The organism is Piscinibacter sp. PDB5-1, assembly GCF_056676035.1.
Genome location: NZ_JBWVZL010000003.1, coordinates 252162 through 266933 on the forward strand (window position 1 = coordinate 252162; position 14772 = coordinate 266933).

At 67.3% G+C, this 14772-nt stretch carries 18 protein-coding genes; 1 reads left to right on the forward strand and 17 read right to left on the reverse strand.

The window, feature by feature from the left end:
• Positions 1-25: 25 nt before the first annotated feature.
• From AC1KAT_RS14070 to AC1KAT_RS14150, 17 genes are all read right to left on the reverse strand, one after another.
• Entirely contained in the window at positions 26-1075 is a 1050-nt protein-coding gene (locus AC1KAT_RS14070) for a TraU family protein (protein ID WP_480326979.1), read from the reverse strand.
• Complete coding sequence (traW, locus tag AC1KAT_RS14075) at positions 1072-1791, reverse strand: type-F conjugative transfer system protein TraW (protein ID WP_480326981.1); 720 nt, start codon at positions 1789-1791, stop codon at positions 1072-1074. The genes AC1KAT_RS14070 and traW overlap by 4 nt, the downstream gene beginning before the upstream one ends.
• The gene (locus AC1KAT_RS14080; protein WP_480326984.1) at positions 1695-2342 is read right to left on the reverse strand and encodes a S26 family signal peptidase; all 648 of its coding nucleotides are present in this window, start codon (positions 2340-2342) and stop codon (positions 1695-1697) included. Before AC1KAT_RS14080 ends, traW begins: the two co-directional genes overlap by 97 nt.
• Positions 2339-2752: a hypothetical protein gene (locus AC1KAT_RS14085; RefSeq protein WP_480326986.1), complete on the reverse strand. Its 414-nt coding sequence runs from the start codon at positions 2750-2752 to the stop codon at positions 2339-2341. Before AC1KAT_RS14085 ends, AC1KAT_RS14080 begins: the two co-directional genes overlap by 4 nt.
• Positions 2749-3519, reverse strand: coding sequence for a hypothetical protein (locus AC1KAT_RS14090; protein WP_480326988.1), 771 nt, complete (start codon positions 3517-3519; stop codon positions 2749-2751). The genes AC1KAT_RS14085 and AC1KAT_RS14090 overlap by 4 nt, the downstream gene beginning before the upstream one ends.
• Positions 3516-6155: a type IV secretion system protein TraC gene (gene traC / locus AC1KAT_RS14095; protein WP_480326990.1), complete on the reverse strand. Its 2640-nt coding sequence runs from the start codon at positions 6153-6155 to the stop codon at positions 3516-3518. Before traC ends, AC1KAT_RS14090 begins: the two co-directional genes overlap by 4 nt.
• Positions 6155-6754, reverse strand: a complete 600-nt coding sequence (traV, locus tag AC1KAT_RS14100) for a type IV conjugative transfer system lipoprotein TraV (RefSeq protein WP_480326992.1) — start codon at positions 6752-6754, stop codon at positions 6155-6157. The genes traC and traV overlap by 1 nt, the downstream gene beginning before the upstream one ends.
• 62 nt (positions 6755-6816) lie before the next feature.
• Complete coding sequence (locus AC1KAT_RS14105) at positions 6817-7695, reverse strand: DsbC family protein (protein ID WP_480326994.1); 879 nt, start codon at positions 7693-7695, stop codon at positions 6817-6819.
• A gap of 8 nt (positions 7696-7703) precedes the next feature.
• The gene (locus AC1KAT_RS14110) at positions 7704-9182 is read right to left on the reverse strand and encodes a TraB/TrbI/VirB10 family type IV secretion system protein (protein WP_480326996.1); all 1479 of its coding nucleotides are present in this window, start codon (positions 9180-9182) and stop codon (positions 7704-7706) included.
• 5 nt (positions 9183-9187) lie between these two features.
• The gene (locus AC1KAT_RS14115; protein WP_480326998.1) at positions 9188-10012 is read right to left on the reverse strand and encodes a hypothetical protein; all 825 of its coding nucleotides are present in this window, start codon (positions 10010-10012) and stop codon (positions 9188-9190) included.
• A gap of 64 nt (positions 10013-10076) precedes the next feature.
• A complete protein-coding gene (gene traE / locus AC1KAT_RS14120) occupies positions 10077-10694 on the reverse strand; it encodes a type IV conjugative transfer system protein TraE (RefSeq protein ID WP_480327000.1) in 618 nt (205 codons plus the stop codon).
• A 24-nt stretch (positions 10695-10718) separates the two neighbouring features.
• Positions 10719-11012 (reverse strand): type IV conjugative transfer system protein TraL, encoded by a 294-nt coding sequence (gene traL / locus AC1KAT_RS14125; RefSeq protein ID WP_480327002.1) that lies wholly within the window; start codon positions 11010-11012, stop codon positions 10719-10721.
• A 26-nt stretch (positions 11013-11038) separates the two neighbouring features.
• On the reverse strand, positions 11039-11392 hold the full coding sequence (locus AC1KAT_RS14130) for a hypothetical protein (protein ID WP_480327004.1): 354 nt from the start codon (positions 11390-11392) through the stop codon (positions 11039-11041).
• A complete protein-coding gene (locus AC1KAT_RS14135; RefSeq protein ID WP_480327006.1) occupies positions 11389-11943 on the reverse strand; it encodes a hypothetical protein in 555 nt (184 codons plus the stop codon). The genes AC1KAT_RS14130 and AC1KAT_RS14135 overlap by 4 nt, the downstream gene beginning before the upstream one ends.
• Complete coding sequence (locus AC1KAT_RS14140; protein WP_480327008.1) at positions 11940-12281, reverse strand: hypothetical protein; 342 nt, start codon at positions 12279-12281, stop codon at positions 11940-11942. The genes AC1KAT_RS14135 and AC1KAT_RS14140 overlap by 4 nt, the downstream gene beginning before the upstream one ends.
• Positions 12278-12790, reverse strand: a complete 513-nt coding sequence (locus AC1KAT_RS14145; protein WP_480327010.1) for an OmpA family protein — start codon at positions 12788-12790, stop codon at positions 12278-12280. The genes AC1KAT_RS14140 and AC1KAT_RS14145 overlap by 4 nt, the downstream gene beginning before the upstream one ends.
• 203 nt (positions 12791-12993) lie before the next feature.
• A complete protein-coding gene (locus AC1KAT_RS14150) occupies positions 12994-13539 on the reverse strand; it encodes a lytic transglycosylase domain-containing protein (RefSeq protein ID WP_480327012.1) in 546 nt (181 codons plus the stop codon).
• 539 nt (positions 13540-14078) lie between these two features.
• Here AC1KAT_RS14150 and AC1KAT_RS14155 point away from each other — a divergent pair.
• Positions 14079-14762, forward strand: a complete 684-nt coding sequence (locus tag AC1KAT_RS14155; RefSeq protein ID WP_480327014.1) for a hypothetical protein — start codon at positions 14079-14081, stop codon at positions 14760-14762.
• Positions 14763-14772 lie beyond the last annotated feature (10 nt).

Genomic DNA, 14772 nt, shown 5'->3' on the forward strand with positions numbered 1-14772 from the left:
CCGAAGGCAAATTGGGGATAGCGCCTTAATCGCTCGCACAGCAGTTCCTCTTGCGCCAGACCATGAAGGCGAAGTCCTCGCCACGGATGGGAAACTCGCGAGCCGTCCCGTAGATCTGCGTGGTGCGGCCGAAGGGCTGGCAGCAGCGGCGTGGCCCCGTGCCATCGGTGCCCGAGGTCATCGCACGGGGGTAGACGATCTGGGTCTTGTAGCCCTGCTTGTCCATCAGGGGCGCGAAGTGCGGGAAGCACACGGCCATCTGCCCCCAGGTCTGCCAGGCGATGAACTGTCGGTGCATCTTGGCCATGAAGCGCTGCGTGAGCAGCGCCGTGGCCTGGACGCCGCCCTGGTGCACCTGGACCTTGCCATTCATCGGGTACATGTGGCCGTTGCAGCCTCCGCACCAGAACATCTCGCGGATGCCGAAACCCGTGCTGGCAGCCACGCAGTCGGCCGTGCACGCCGCGATCGTCAGCAGATTGGCGAAAAGCACGGACTCCGGCGCCAGCAGCAGCGCCGACTCGTCGTCATCCCACGTCGGGTCGTACTCGGTCATGTACGCGAGGTCGTAGCCGCTGTCCTGGACGCAGTACTGAGTGGTGATGAGACCCAACAGCGAGAGCAGCGGCGTCTCGTAGTTGTGGGCCTGGTAGATCGAGGTGCGAGCGACCTGGTCGTGCTCGCCTCGCCCGTCACGCGCGCCCCAGACCGCGCGCTGCGAGCCGGACATGAAGAAGCCGCCGAGCGTCGGGAAGCAGAACGGGGTGCGCACGAACTCGGTCGTGAAAGCCGGCTCCCAGTAGCCCAATGCCAGGCCGATGCGGAACCAGGGAGCGGATGCCTTCGGGCAGATGCACAACGGACTCGCCTGGTTGCTGTCGTTGTCCTCCTGCCCCATCGTCGTGGCGATGCGGCCGATCGCGATCGGGAACATGCAGTCCCAGCACACGTCGCTGGCCCAGTTGATGAAGCGGCCCGTGCAGGTGGCGCGACCGACCTGGGCCGAGGCGCCCTGGACCAGTAGCAAGGCGGTGGCGATGCCAGCCACGAAGCGAATGCAGGAGCGAAGCGTCATAGCGGCGGCACCTCCTCGATGCTCAGCAGCGCGCCGTCGCGGCGCACGATCGCCGGCACGGCCTTGATGCCGAAGCGCTTGGTGAGCAGTCCCTGTTGGTCGAAAAACACCCGCCGGTCCCAGGCCTCCATGAGCTTGATCGGGTTGCCGCCGGTGAGCACCAGCTTGACCTGGCGGATCTCTGTCTTGAGCAGCTGCGCGACGTGCTTCACCTGCGCCTCGTCGCGTTGGTCGAAGAAGACGTAGACCTGGTTGAAGGTCGCGTAGTCGAGCGGGTTGACCACGGTGCCGGCCGGCACGACGATGCGGCCGTTCTGGTCGACCAGGGCCTCATCGACACGGATCGACGGGTCGTGATGAAACTGCCGGCGGACGCCAGCACGCGCGAGGCCGGCCACCGGGGTCGGCGTCTCGATCATCTTCTTGGCACGATCGACCATGCCGGCCTGCAGGCGGGCGAGCTCGCCAGAGGCCTGCTTTTCCTTGAGGATGGCCTGGATGTCGTCGAGCATGCTCGGCTCGGCGATCGGGTACGTGGGCCCGGCGCGGCCGAGCTCGACGGCAGCGGCCGAAGCCACGGCGAGGGCGGCAGCGACGCCGACGGTTGCGAGTGGGACTCTCACCAAAGCGCCACCCCTTTGCCGAAGATGTTTTGGCGCGGCACCAGGCCGACCACCGAATACCGCGAGTCCAGCGCGTCGATGTGGGGCGACCACATGTAGACGAAGCCCTCGGGAATGGTCTGCGACTTGATGGGCGTGAGCGGCGCACCGTGACGCGACTGGGCCTTGGCGTCGCCCATGAAGAAGCGCCCCTTGCGGTTGATCAGGTAGACCTTGCGGCCGACCACCTCGATGCGGTCGCCGGGCACGCCCCAGAGGTACTTGATGAAGCCGTCGCCCTTGGCTGGGCCGTCCAGGCGCACGTTCATGCCCAGCTTCTGCGCCCATTTGGTGGACGGCACCTCGGCGTAGTAGTTGGGCACCACGTCGCCGGCGTAGGCGAACGCGGCGAGTTCGCCTTGCCGGGGCACCGAGCCCTTGAGGATGATGGCCAGGCTCTTGTGGATGCTGTCGGTCATCACCCAGGCCACGCCGACCTGGCGCGTGATCAGGAAGAGCAGCAAGAGGATGGCGAGATCGCGCGGCAGCGTGCGGCGCAGTTGCGGCCACTTCGCGCGCACACGCCCGCCGACGCGCCGTCCGAGGCGAGCCCACCAGCCAGGTTGGGCTGCTGGTTCGTGCAGCTCAATGGAGGTGCTGCTCATTGGGCGAGCTCCACACCGAGGCGTTCAGCCATCAACTGGGTGTAGTTCGGGATGCCGCTCTGGGTGCCGTAGACCGCCGCCATGGCCACGACCGTGCAGCGGCACTCGTCGGCCAGGCCGTCCAAGGCCTTGCCCAGACGCGGGCCGAACTCGGTCGCGCTTTTCTCGATGCGACCGAGCGCTTCGTCCGCCGCTTCCGGCTTGATGGTGGAGGACTTGGCCTTGTCGACCAGGTCGAGCGCACCTTGCGTGGCGCTGCGTGTCGCCGCGGCGTAGAGCGCGTTCACGTCCACCACCGCGAGGCGCGGCGTTGCCGGTGCGCGCACCGTGCGGTCGTAGACGGCCAGGCCCGAGGCGACCACGACGACGGCCACGACCGCCTGCATGAAGGTCGAATGCCAGGTGCTCATGCCAGACGCCTCCCCAGCCAGGAGTCGCCCGAGACCAGCTCGACGTGCGCGTTGGTGCGCGCGCCCACCTGGCGCGCGATGGACGCCATCCACACGGACTCGACGGGCGAGCCGTGCGTGTCATTCGTGAACACCCAAGCGACGGCGCGGACCATCACGTAGACCAGGAACACACTCGTCAAACCCGCCTGGACCAGCTGCTGGAGAGCGCCGATCGCCGCGGCGTTCCCCGGCGCGGCCTGAACCATCTGCAACAGCATCGCCACGGCCTCCGGCTGGAACAGCAGGCCCGCAAGAACACCCAGCACGCAGGCTGCGACCAGCAAGCGCAGGAACGCCATGCAGGCGCGGGCCACGAACTTCCACAGGGCGAGCCAGAGCGAAAGGTGCGTCCGGAAGTCGAGCGCCACCTCGCGCTGCATCGCGACCAGCTCCGCGGTGGACAGCGCCGCTTCGGCGCGGCCGTTGACGTAGACCGTCCAGCGCTCGGCGCCGCCAGCCCGCGCCTGTCGGGAGACCGCAGCCAGAACGACGGCCAGCGCGAACCAGGAAGCCATGCACGCGGCGACCGCCATCGCCAGGAGCGAGCCGGCGCGTTCTGGCTGGACTGCAATCAGCAGCAGGGGTGGCAAGCTCCACAGCCCTGCCACACACCCCAGGAGGGTCCGGTGCTGTCCCAGCAGCTCGGCCAGGCTGTGTTGGAGGTCGCACTGCCAGGAGCGCAGGCCCGTGCGCAGCGCATGGGTGAACGTGGTGACGCTGCTCATGTGGCCTCCTCGATGCCCCGGTCGGCCAACACGCGGTCGATCGCCTGTGTGATGTCGAGCCCTTGCGCCTGGTAGCGGTCGAGCGGCACGTTGTCTTCGGCGCGGTTCGAGAACAGCAGCAAGGTGCTCGGGTTCAGCACCGAGCGCACAACGCCCTTGAAGATGGGGCTGTGCACGTACCACTCCTTGAAGTGCCCGCCGCCGCCGCCGAGCGAGGCGAGGAGCCGGCGCAGGTTCTCGTCCATGCGGATGGCCTCGCCCTGGCGGATCGCCTCGATGGAGTTGTCCGACTGGCGGCCCATCAGGATGAAGGCCGACTGGTTCCAGATCGACTTGCCGTAGCGCGAAGCCATCCAGTGCGCCACGTCCTGGCTGGCGGTGATGGCGCAGCCGTTGTACTTGCGCACCCGCAGGTACAGGGCTTCCAGGAACTTGGCCATGGCTTCGTCGTCGTCGCCATTGCCGACCAACGTTTCCTTGGCCTCGTCGAGGATGAAGAGCTTCTGGCGCTCGCGCTCCTCCAGCATCTCCTGGGTGATGCGGTACATCAGGATCATCTGCACCACACCCTTGAGGTGCGGATTGGACGAGAGCTCCTGCAGCTCAAAGACGAGGAACGAGTTGCTGAAATCGAGGTTCGAGCGCCCCTCGAAGTAGTTGGCGTAGGCGCCGTTCTTGGCGAACGGGGCCAGCATGTCGGCCAGGTCGAGCAGGCGCTGGTCAACCGCGCGGTCTTCGGTCAGCCGGCCCTTCTGGTAGCGGGCCCAGATGTGCGTGACGGTCGTGTCGTGGCCGTACTTGGTGTACTCCTCCTTGATGACCGTGGCGAGCGTCGCGTAGACAGCCGGGTCGAGCTGCTGCTGGGGCGAGGCCATCTTGGCCAGCAGCGGCTGGAGCATCGCGATGTCGTCGTCGATGCCGCCGCAGAGCACCGGCCCGTCCTCGGTCATCACCTCGCGCGGCTCGGAGACCATCGAGAACGGGTTGACGTTCAGGTAGACCGTGTTGTCGAACACCACGAACTGGCCGCCCACGCGCTTGGTGATCTTCTCGAAGCTGCGGCCGGCCTCGAACGCCCGCACCAGCGCGTTCTTGGAGGCGTAGGAAGCGGCGATCTCCTGCAACAGCGTGGACTTCCCGCTGCCGGTGTCGCCGACGATGGAGACGTTCTTGCCGCCGTCGCGGTTGTCGTAGAAGTCGAGCGAGGTGACCTGGCCCCGGCGGCCGATGCCGACCATGGTCGGCGTGCCGGTCCCCTTGGCCTCGGCGATGAGGGGCGCGAGGTGGATGGTGTTGCCGCTCGTGCGCAGGGTCATGCGCTTGAACTTGGTCAGGTCGGCCGCAAAAGGCTTGCTAAGCGACATCGGCAGCGCCTGCAGCAGCGCGGTGCGGTGGATGTAGGTGTCCGACACGAGCTCGAAGCCTCGGGCCCGCCAGACATCGCGCATGGCGCCCTCGCAGCGCCGGCCTTCGCCGCTGCGCGCGAAGAGCACGATCTGGTGGTAGTTCCACACCAGCTTGCCGCCATCTGCGAGCGCCTTCAGGGCATGCGACCACTCCTGCGACTTCTCGCCCATGGCCGGCGAGAACTTGGCGAAGTCGCCGGTGGCGTCGCGCTCGGCGGCAGCCTTCTCGACCGTCGCCTTGGAGGTCATGGCCTTCTGGTCGGGCACCAGCACGCCCATCGTGATCAGGAACGGACACGGCACCTGCAGGGTGTCCTGGTACAGGTCGCCGATCAGCCCGCCCATGCCCCACAGCGCGAACTGTTTGGGCGCGCGCTGGACGCTGAGCATGCGCAACTCGACCTTCTCGTCGTCGGTGCCGCCGGCGCGCTCAAGCAGCACCCTTGTCGGGTCCGTCCAGTCGCCGGTGGTGTCGCGGTCCACACACTGGTCGGCCACCGGCAGCATCGGGTCGTACTCGACTTCGAGCTTGGAGCCGCCGCGCAGCTTGGCCGGATTGAGCAGTTCGCCCACGACGCTGATGAGGTCGGAGGCGGTCATGCTGCGGTTCGGGAACTTGGCGGCGTCCAGCGTCGATTTGCACCCTTCTCGCACGTCGATGAGGTGGTCCACCGCCCCGAGGTCCTCGATCGAACCGGGCACGGTGACCGAGATGAAGAGCCGGTAGTCGCGCACCAGGAAGCCGGTGCCTTCGATCAGGGGGCGCTTGGAGCCGCGCTGCAGGTGCGCATAGCGGCGACGCGCCATTTGCCGGAAGACGTTGTTGTTGCGCGCCGGACGCCCGCCCCACTCGGCCGAGCGCTGCGCGGAGTCCACGTCGATCCGCCGCAGCTCGGCGTACTCACGCAGCTTCGGCCCGACATTGGGCGAAGCAAAGAGCGAGATCTGCAGCGTGGCATCGGCCGGCAGCCGCGTGTAGATGCCCTTGAGACGATCGACGATCGACGAGTCGGCGCCCGTCTGCGGCGAGGCTTCGAGCACGAAGCCGAGCGAGTCCTTGTTGACGAACACCTCGTCGTGCGGCCGGTAGCTGCGGTACGGCAGCCAGTTCGCCATGCGGGCGCCCAGATCGCCGAGGTCAACCTGGTCGGCGATCTGGTGCTCCGTGCGCGGCGGCACGAAGGCCGATTTGAGCGAGGAAGCAATCTCCCGGAAGATGTCGGCCAGCATCACTTCTCCTCACGGGGTGCGTCGCGGCTCACCGCCACGGTCGGAGCAGCGATCCCCTGCGTGACACGCGCGGGGCGGGCGGCGGCGGGCGCGAACTCGCGTCGGATGCGCGCGCGGTTGTGGTCGATGAGCCAGCGGCCGGCGTCGATCTGCAGGTACACGCGCGACGCCTCGTTGAGGTCGCCGTCGGCGTCCTCGTACGGGGCGATCCAGATGCGGATGACGGTGGGCTCCGAGCGGATCGCGCCCAGCGATTCGTCCAGCGCCTCGGTGCCGGCACCGGAAGCTGGCACGAAGCGCGGCCGCGTGGGCTGAGACATCGGGCGCACCGAGGGACCGGGAACGCTCGTACCTTCGCTACCGTCGCCGAAGGCACTGCGGGCCGGGCCGGCCTCGGCGCCCACCTGGCCGGTCGCTTCTCGCGACGCGGCGTCGAGCTGTCCTGTCCGCACCGCATGATCGACCGCCGAAATTGAGCGGCAGGGAATCCCCGAGGGCGCGGTACAGGTGAACTTGTCGGTGCCGCCAAGCCCCGAGAGGTTGGAACAGGCGGTGAGCGCGGCGCACGCGCCCAGCAGTGCGAGTCGGTGGAGCTTCATGACTTGAATTCCAGAGATGAGGGGTCGCGAAGAAACGGCGGTACGGGCGGCTGAAGCGGGGCTCAGCGACTGGCGCTCGCAGCGGTCTTGCCCGAGCGCGTGAGCGACGACACAAGCGCCGGGCCGATCCACGCCTGGAGCTCGACGAGGCTCAAAGCGCCAGGCGCCTTGCGGCCGTCGGCGCTCACGAGCGTGGGGGTGCCTTGAACGCCGGACTTTTCAGCCAAGGCCTGGAGCGCATCGAGCGGCGCTCCGCAGTCGGCCGACGCGGTCGGGCGACGGCCTTGCGTCATCCAGGCACGCCAGGCCTGCGCCCGGTCCGGCGAGCACCAGATGCGAGCCACCAGGTCGCGCGAGGGCTCGCCGAGGATGGGCACCGGGTAGACGTGCACGGTGACATCCGTCAGCTCGACCAGCGTGCGCTCGAGCTGCTTGCAGTAGCCGCAGTTCGGGTCGGAGAAGACGTTGACGCGCCGGGCGCCGCTGCCGAAGGTGATCGCGAGGTTCGCGGGAAGCGAGCGCGGGTCGATCTTCTCCAGCTCGGCGCGGCGCTCGGCGGTGAGGTCGCGGCGCGTTTGCATGTCGAAGAGCCCTCCGAACAGGAAGTACCGCCCGGTGGGATCGACGTAGGCCATGCTCTTGCCCATCTGCACTTCGTAGAAGCCAGGCAAGGCGGCAGGACGCACGCTGTCGAAGCGCTGCGCGGGGTACATGCCACGCAGGCGCTGCTCCATGTCGCTGCTCGCGTCGGCCCGCGCAGCGCCCCCGACGAGGAGCCCGAGGGTCAGCGCGCCCGAGCCGAGGCCGAGCGTCAGCTTGCGCACGTTCACGTAGCGCAAGAGCATCGACATGCCGGAACGCGTGCTGCCAATCGTGACCACATTGCGGCCGGCATCGGTGTTGATGAAAAGTGGCTGGTCCGTCTGGGTGTTCGGATTCATCGCAGGCCTCACTCGTCGTCGTTTTCGAGGGCCGTGCGCAGCAGCTGGCGCGGGTTCGGGAGCCCGAAGTCCCCTGCCCCACCCGCACCGCCCGCCTTGGGTGCGCCGGTCGATGTCTTGCTGGCCGTGGCCGGCGAGGCGTCGAAGGGAACACCCATCTGGATCAGCACGTCCACCTTGCGGCCGGGCTGCACTTCGATCACCGGGAAGGTCTTCTCGGCGAGCGAGATGTAGTACTGCGACAGGCGGTCGAGCGCCTTGCCCACGCCGGTGCCGACGCCCTGCTTGAGGATCGCCGTGGTGTCCGTGGAAGGGGTGGTGACCGAGCCGAGCGGGCTCGTGGCAATGCTCTGGGCGGATTGCGCGAGCCCGGAGCCAATGCCCGAGGCGATGCCGGCCATCAGGGCATTGGCCAGGATCTGGCCCTGCTTCTGCACCAGCGTGCCGGCAATGCCGTTCATGCCGTCTTCGCCGAACACACCGCCCTTGATGGGCACCTCGATCACCGAGCCGTCGTTCATCACGCAGCTCAACAGCGTCGTGCGCACGTAGGCGCGTTCCGAGGAGTGGTCGCCGTGCGCTTCAGCCACGACCAGGCAGTCCTTGATGTCGGCGCGGTAGTGGTTCGGCAGCACGGCCTTGTCGAGCAGACGAAGCAGCACGGGCACCGGGTTGCTCTGGGCCTGACCGCCGGTGGGCGCGGCCACCCCGCCGAGCAAGACGGCGCGGGTGTAGGAAACCGGCAGGAAGTTGTCCACGTGTCGTGGGGCGGCCTGACCAGTGGCAGCGGGCTTGGCGCTCGGTGCTTCCGCAGAAGCGGCGGCCTTGTTGGCCACCCGGATCAAGCCCGGCCCTGGCGCGCGCGGCGCGACCGCCAGCGGCGCCGGCGTGCCGGCTGCACCGTTGGGTTGACCGGGCGGGTAATCCGTCGGGCCACCGGGCTGAGGCAGACGGCCCGTGCGAGGCTGTTGGCCCAGCGGAGCTGGCGTGTTGGCGGCGGTCGGCTGCCCGGCCACCGGGGGCAGCGGCATGGGCGGCGGGCTGCCGGCGGCCGTCGGGAAGCGCGCGGCAGGCTCAGCGCGCTCAGCGGCCTTGGTGGCGCGTTCAAGCGCGCCCCGCTCGGCGGTCAGCGCTTCGAGCTTTGCCTTGAGGTCAGCCACCTCGCGGTCCTGGCGCTCGTCGCGCTCGCGTGCCTTCGCTTCGGCCGCTTTGACGTCCTCGCGGATGCCCACCACGTCCTTGGCGGCGCCGCCCACCCACACGTCCTTGGCATCGAGCTGCTGGCCCGGGACCGAGGACAGCGGTTTCGGTCGCGGCGGTTCATCGCGGCGGGGAGAGCCAGCGCCACCGCCCTTGGGATCGCCGATGAAGCCGCTGACGATCATCACCACGGTCAGGGCCAGCAGGCCCCCGCCGATCATGTTGACCCACTGCTTCTTCTTCGGGGGCAGGTCCGAGTAAACCGGGATGCGCAGTTTGGTTGCCATGAGGGTCACTCCGCGCTTGAGGAGCGCACGATCCACACAGCGGTCTTCTGGCCCGGCTGCAGGATGAGGTTGCGTGCGGAGACAGCGAGAACACCGTCGGTGAAGAACTCGCGTTCATCGATCACCATGCGCTGACCGCTCACGTTGGTGAGCTCGTAGGTGTCGCCGATGAAGCCGGCGCCCCGGTGCTGACGCAGGTGGATGAACTTCGCCTCCTGCCACAGCGCCACTTCGCGGTTGATCTCGCGAGGGGTGAGGCCCTGGGTCGCATCGGGCGACCCGGGCGCCGCGAGCGCGAGCGTGAACGCCTTGAGGCTGCGGACGTGGCTCGCGCCCTTGAGCTTTGGCGCCTCGGCCTGTGCACGCGGGCTGCCACCCAAGATGCGCACATCGACGGTGTTCCCCGGCCCGTCGATGGGCTGGAGCAGCAGCCCGAAGGCGCCTTGCGTGCTCTTGATGTCGAGCTTGATCGCCTGCGCCAGGGCCAGCACCTGGCCGGACTGACCCGGCTGCATGGCAGGCCGCGTGGGCATCTCGCCCGGGTGGATCACCGGCTTGACGAACAGGTCACCGTCCTCGTCCTGGATGACGGTGATGCGCCCAGTCGGGTTGCGCGCTTCGTCGTACACGTCGCCGAACACATCGACGATGCGACCGTGGCTGACCTTGATCCGCGTCTGATCGCGGATCGACACGGGCACGACCACGGTGTCGGACTCGCGGACGGAGACTTCTTTGAGCGCCCAAGCCGGTGCGGCCAGGGCAAGCGACGCCAGGGCGGCGCCGAGGAGGCCGCGCAGCCGGTGCGCGGCGAGACGGAAGGTGTTCACATCGGACCTTTCTGGATGCGGGTGGGCGAGGGGTGCAGGCGAGGTGTCGGGACGAAGGGGCGCCCTACTTCTTCTTGCCCTTCTGCTCGGCGCGCTCTTCGGCCTGCATCTGCTTCACAAGCCACGGGTCGTCGGTCGGGACTTGCTCCCAGGCCTTCAACATCACGCGGCCACCTTTGGTCTGGAAGTCGGCGCGGTAGGCCACGTTCTCTCGGCTGGTGCGCATGCCGTTGACGAAGGTTTCGAGCTGACCGAGCAGGATCACGCGCTGCTTGTCGGCGTCGGGTGCCACTTGCTGCGGCCAGAACGCGGTGGTCGCGTTGGACTCCGCCAAGCGCTTGGCGTGGGCGGTCATGCGCTGCTGCAGATCGCCATGCAGCTCGGGATGCGTCCAGCGCAGGACGACACCGTGTGAGACGTTCACCGAGCCGGGGGTGTTGGTGAGCATCTGGTCGGCGATGAAGAGGCCCATCTCTTCCAGGTAGGCCGCGTCCATGCGGTCGCCGGTCATGCCGATCGCCTTGGCGCGGGTCGGCGGCTCGACGATCACGCTTTGCTCCTTGCCCATGAGCTTGAAGAGCAGCAGCAACGCGATCAGCGAGACGATGAGCAACGTCCAGCGGCTTTGCGAGTTGGCGCGACGCAACTCCTGTATGTCGCGCAGATGTGCGGTGGTTTCCATGGGGTGCCTGTGTCCTCGTGCTCGTCAGCCGAGCGTGCGTTCGCAGTGGCTGGGAGGGGTGCGCTTGAGCTGGCTCGCCTGCGCAGGCAGGTACCAGTAGCGCCAGTGATTGCCGAAGCCGCGCGGCTTGTCTTGCCGCAGCTTCTGCATGCCGTAGGCGACACCCGCAGGGATGCCGACCACGGCGAAGATGTGCAGGTCCATCGACAAGGTGGCGAAGCCCAGGCCGAGTGCCAACATGCCGATGTCCATGTCCAGCATCAGGAACTTCCAGGGGTCCGTGAGCCGAGACAGGATGAGCATGTCGTTGTCTTCCATGGCTTCGCCTCCTTGCAGCTCGTGCTTTAGACCACCGCACCCACGAGGGTGACGGCGGCGCCCAGGCCAGCGCCCAGGAAGATGGCGTAGCCGACGAACTTGAAGATGGCCGAGGCGCTGTTGGCGCCGAAGTAGCCGACGGCGCAGATCACGAAGCCCATGAGGGTCATGATTTGCTTGCCGTAGCCGTTGGCCAGGTCGTCGAGCTGGTCGTAGGCGCCTTGCAGCGCCACGCCGGTGGTGCCGGCGGCCGTGGCGCTCAGGATTGCCAGCAGCGAGACGGCCAGCGCGAAGGCCAGCATCAGGAAGGTCTTGTTCTTGAAGAGGCCCGACAGCTTGAAGTTGAAGGGCGAGGCGGACTTGAGGGTCAGGGTGGTCACGGTTTGATCTCCGAGGAATCGAGTTGCAGGCTGGACAGGTGGTGCGCCAATGCGCGCCTGGCCAAGAAGATCCACGTCCCTTGCACCCGTGCGCCTTGGCCGCTGAGGACGGCGACCGCCCCATCGACCAAGTAACGGATGCCGAGACGCGGGTCGCGTGTGGTTCCCTGTTTGGTCTTCAAGAGCTCGAAGCACGCTTCGCCGATCTGGATGGACTTGCCATCCCCACCGGCTGAGCGCTCGGACTCAGACCCTGCCTGTTCCCTGATCGAACCTCGCGCGGCGGCGCTCTTGCAGCCGCTCGCGTGATCCAGCAATGCCTGGGTCGATGCGTCGATCCAGGCGTCATGCAAGTGCACATCGGGTTGATGGCACAGCATTCCGATCGCGCCCTCGATGAGGTAGCGCATGTCAAGTCGTGGGGGGGTCGCGAGACGCATGCCCTGCATCAGCTTCAAGGCGTCGAATGAGCCCATCCCGATAACGACCGAGCGCGGTGCGCTCGTGTCCAGGCACAGCGCCGCGTCGGCGCTCTTGAGCCACTCGCTCATGACTGGCTCCCAAAGTGGTGGGCACAGGCGCCGCGTGCGGCGTAGGGTGCAAGCTGGTCGGCCAGGTCGAGCAGGCGCTGGTCAAAAGCGCCGTCCTCCGTCAGCCGACCCTTCTGGTAGCGCGCCCAGATGTGCGCCACCGTCGTGTCGCGGCCGTGCTTGATGCGCTCTTCCTTGATGACGGTTGCGAGCGTCGCGTACACATCCGCGTCGAGCTGCTGCAGTGGCGAGGCCATGCGAGCGATCAGCGGCTGAAGCGCCCTCACCTCCTCGTCGAGCGAGGTCACCCGCGGAAGTGCGCTGGCTTCGGCGCGGACGAGATGTACCGGCTCGCTCATGACCGGCCTTTCTTCAAGCCACCGGCCTCGACCGTGCTGGCAGGCTCGGCGAATACGAGGTCCACCTCCACGCGCCGGTTCTGGCCTCGGCCCCGCTCGTGCTGGTTGTCTGCCACGTAGCAGCACAGCGCCTTGCTGCTCGAGCTCAGGTCGATGAGGCCGGCCGGTGCGTGCTTGCGCAGCTCGCGCAGCACGGCAAGGGAACGGCCTTCAGCCAGGCGCTGGTTCGGCCCCACCGGGCCGACGCTGTCCGTGTAGCCGGTCACGCGCACCTGCTTGGCTTCGGCCAGGGCCGGTGCGAGGGCGCGCAGGGCTTCGCGGGCCTGGGGTGTGATTTCGTCGCTCGCGAACTCGAAGTTCACGATGGTCTTGAGCGGTTCGCGCGGCTTTGGCGCCGGCATGGGCACTGTCTCCACTGCGGCAACGGGTTTGACTGGCAGGGCGAGCGCGGCAGGCAGCGAGGCCTGCGACACCATCGGGCGCACCGCCATCGTCTTGGGCGTGGGCATCTCGCACTGCGTACAGGTGACGAAGCGCTGCGAGTTCCCGGCAAGCTGCGGCTGGATGTGAACGCGGGCAGGTGCTGCGGCAGGAGCAGGTGCTGGGTGATCGTGCGCGCAAGAGGCCAAGCCTGCGGCAGTGAACAGCAAGGCGTGAGCGGCGAACGAACGCAGCCTCGCCCGCGTGGTGAGGGACGGCGTTGAGGACGGCATCAGGGGCTCCCGGTCTCGGACAGGTCGGAGAGGCGAACGAGTGCGAGCGTCGGCACTCGGGGGGCTGCGGCATAGGCCGGCTGGATGGCTTCACGTCGCAGGTTGCGGTGAACCTTCCAGGCGAACTTGGCCCGTGCCTTCTTGCACGCCTCGCCCTTCAACTGGGTGCAGGCCGCATTCCATGCGCCCACCGCATCCCAGCTGTTGCCCTTGCGGCGCATCAAGTCCGACAGGATCCAGGCGCCGACTTCGATGTTGGTGCAGGCGTCGGCCAGCGACGCCCGGGTGATGCCGTGCCGCTCCAGCGTGGGGAGCCAGCGGCTGTTGATCTGCATGAGGCCGATGTCCACGCTGCCGGTGTTGGCCGCGTGGCCGAGGTTCATCGCCGTCGGTCGCATCGAACTCTCGGTGCGAGCGATGGCTCGCAGGAGCTCGGGTTCGATGCCGTAGGTGGCGCCGTGGAGTTCGAAGCAATGATCGAACGCCGGACGCGCGCCCATCGGCGTCGCGTGCGCGAAGTCCGCGCCAGCAAGCAGCGCGAGCATTGATGCGATCAATGCCTTGACGAATTCCGATAGCGAGTACACCGGCCTGTTTCCTGTTCGTCCCAGAAAGACGGGCCCCGGGCGAACCCGGGGCCCCAAGGGGGCTCATGGAGCTTTGCCAGGAGGGAGGTGACCTGGCGGGCCGAACTCTGAAATCGCCGTCAAGAAAAACCTAGCGGAAATCGTTCACGCATCGATGCAAGCAAAAATTTGACTTTGAGGCTTCCAGCTTGAGATACTGTTAGGTTTTGCGCAGAAAACTCGCAAAAAAACCGCCCTTCGCGTCAATAAAATCAACAACTTAGACACGACCCGCGCGAAGGCTTCACAAACGACGCCGCCTCTTTTTCGAGCACACCCGCAAACACGGGGGTGAAACGGCGTTGTAAACGGCTCATACCCGCAATACGACAAGGGTAAGGGGCCGACCCAAAGGGCCGTCGCCCGCCGGCGCTAAAGACGCTTGGCGGGCGACGAAGGGCTGAAGGGTGAAGAGTGACCGCTAACGGGGAACGGCACACCAGATAAGGGCAGCGCTGGTGAATTCCGTCATGGCGGCATTCACCAGCGCCAAGGGCTTGCACAAAGGGCTGCGCAAGTCAAATTTAACCTTCACTCTATCGCTTCACGATTCTTTGGTGCCTTTTTTGGCGCTTCTTCATAGGCTCCGCGCGCGATTCATCGGCCGGCTGCGGATGAGGGGCGAAAGGGCCACCGGGGGTGTCCGCGCTCAGGTGGCCGACTTCTCCGCACCCACCCCTGCCCAGGCCCTCATGACTCCTGCCCCCGGTCGCGACCTTCCGTACACGGAGCCCGTCGACGAACCCGATCTGTGCGAGATGCTCGCGCTGCGCCAGCTTTCGCATTGGCACCAACCGCTGCTCACTCTGTGCCAGGCCATCCAAGGCTGGGCCGCCGATTTCGAGCTGGTCGCATCCCTTGAGCCGGATTTCCGGCCGGTCGGCGAGGTGCTGCTGGCCGTCCAAAGCGTTCCGCCTGAACCGCGGCCGTCCGACGAACAGTTGGCGCAGGCGCTTTGCGACCGCGATCTGCTGTGCCGCCACGCAGTGGACCGGGGCACTGGCATCGCCTGGGATCCGCTGACGCAGCCGTATCGGCAGTTCAAGCGCGACTGGCCCGATGCCCAGCCCTACTGGGGCGACCTTCCGCCCGGCATGAGCGATCGCCTCGTGGCCTGGATGCAAGCCCAGTCGGGCAGCTGAGGCAGGGAGT

What these genes read in the sequence shown, in the direction of transcription:
- AC1KAT_RS14070 (WP_480326979.1), bottom strand. Translation starts at nt 1,075, where the DNA reads ATGACGCTTCGCTCCTGCATTCGCTTCGTGGCTGGCATCGCCACCGCC.
- AC1KAT_RS14080 (WP_480326984.1), bottom strand. Translation starts at nt 2,342, where the DNA reads ATGAGCAGCACCTCCATTGAGCTGCACGAACCAGCAGCCCAACCTGGC.
- AC1KAT_RS14085 (WP_480326986.1), bottom strand. Translation starts at nt 2,752, where the DNA reads ATGAGCACCTGGCATTCGACCTTCATGCAGGCGGTCGTGGCCGTCGTC.
- AC1KAT_RS14090 (WP_480326988.1), bottom strand. Translation starts at nt 3,519, where the DNA reads ATGAGCAGCGTCACCACGTTCACCCATGCGCTGCGCACGGGCCTGCGC.
- traC (WP_480326990.1), bottom strand. Translation starts at nt 6,155, where the DNA reads ATGCTGGCCGACATCTTCCGGGAGATTGCTTCCTCGCTCAAATCGGCC.
- traV (WP_480326992.1), bottom strand. Translation starts at nt 6,754, where the DNA reads ATGAAGCTCCACCGACTCGCACTGCTGGGCGCGTGCGCCGCGCTCACC.
- AC1KAT_RS14105 (WP_480326994.1), bottom strand. Translation starts at nt 7,695, where the DNA reads ATGAATCCGAACACCCAGACGGACCAGCCACTTTTCATCAACACCGAT.
- AC1KAT_RS14110 (WP_480326996.1), bottom strand. Translation starts at nt 9,182, where the DNA reads ATGGCAACCAAACTGCGCATCCCGGTTTACTCGGACCTGCCCCCGAAG.
- traE (WP_480327000.1), bottom strand. Translation starts at nt 10,694, where the DNA reads ATGGAAACCACCGCACATCTGCGCGACATACAGGAGTTGCGTCGCGCC.
- traL (WP_480327002.1), bottom strand. Translation starts at nt 11,012, where the DNA reads ATGGAAGACAACGACATGCTCATCCTGTCTCGGCTCACGGACCCCTGG.
- AC1KAT_RS14135 (WP_480327006.1), bottom strand. Translation starts at nt 11,943, where the DNA reads ATGAGCGAGTGGCTCAAGAGCGCCGACGCGGCGCTGTGCCTGGACACG.
- AC1KAT_RS14140 (WP_480327008.1), bottom strand. Translation starts at nt 12,281, where the DNA reads ATGAGCGAGCCGGTACATCTCGTCCGCGCCGAAGCCAGCGCACTTCCG.
- AC1KAT_RS14145 (WP_480327010.1), bottom strand. Translation starts at nt 12,790, where the DNA reads ATGCCCACGCCCAAGACGATGGCGGTGCGCCCGATGGTGTCGCAGGCC.
- AC1KAT_RS14150 (WP_480327012.1), bottom strand. Translation starts at nt 13,539, where the DNA reads ATGCTCGCGCTGCTTGCTGGCGCGGACTTCGCGCACGCGACGCCGATG.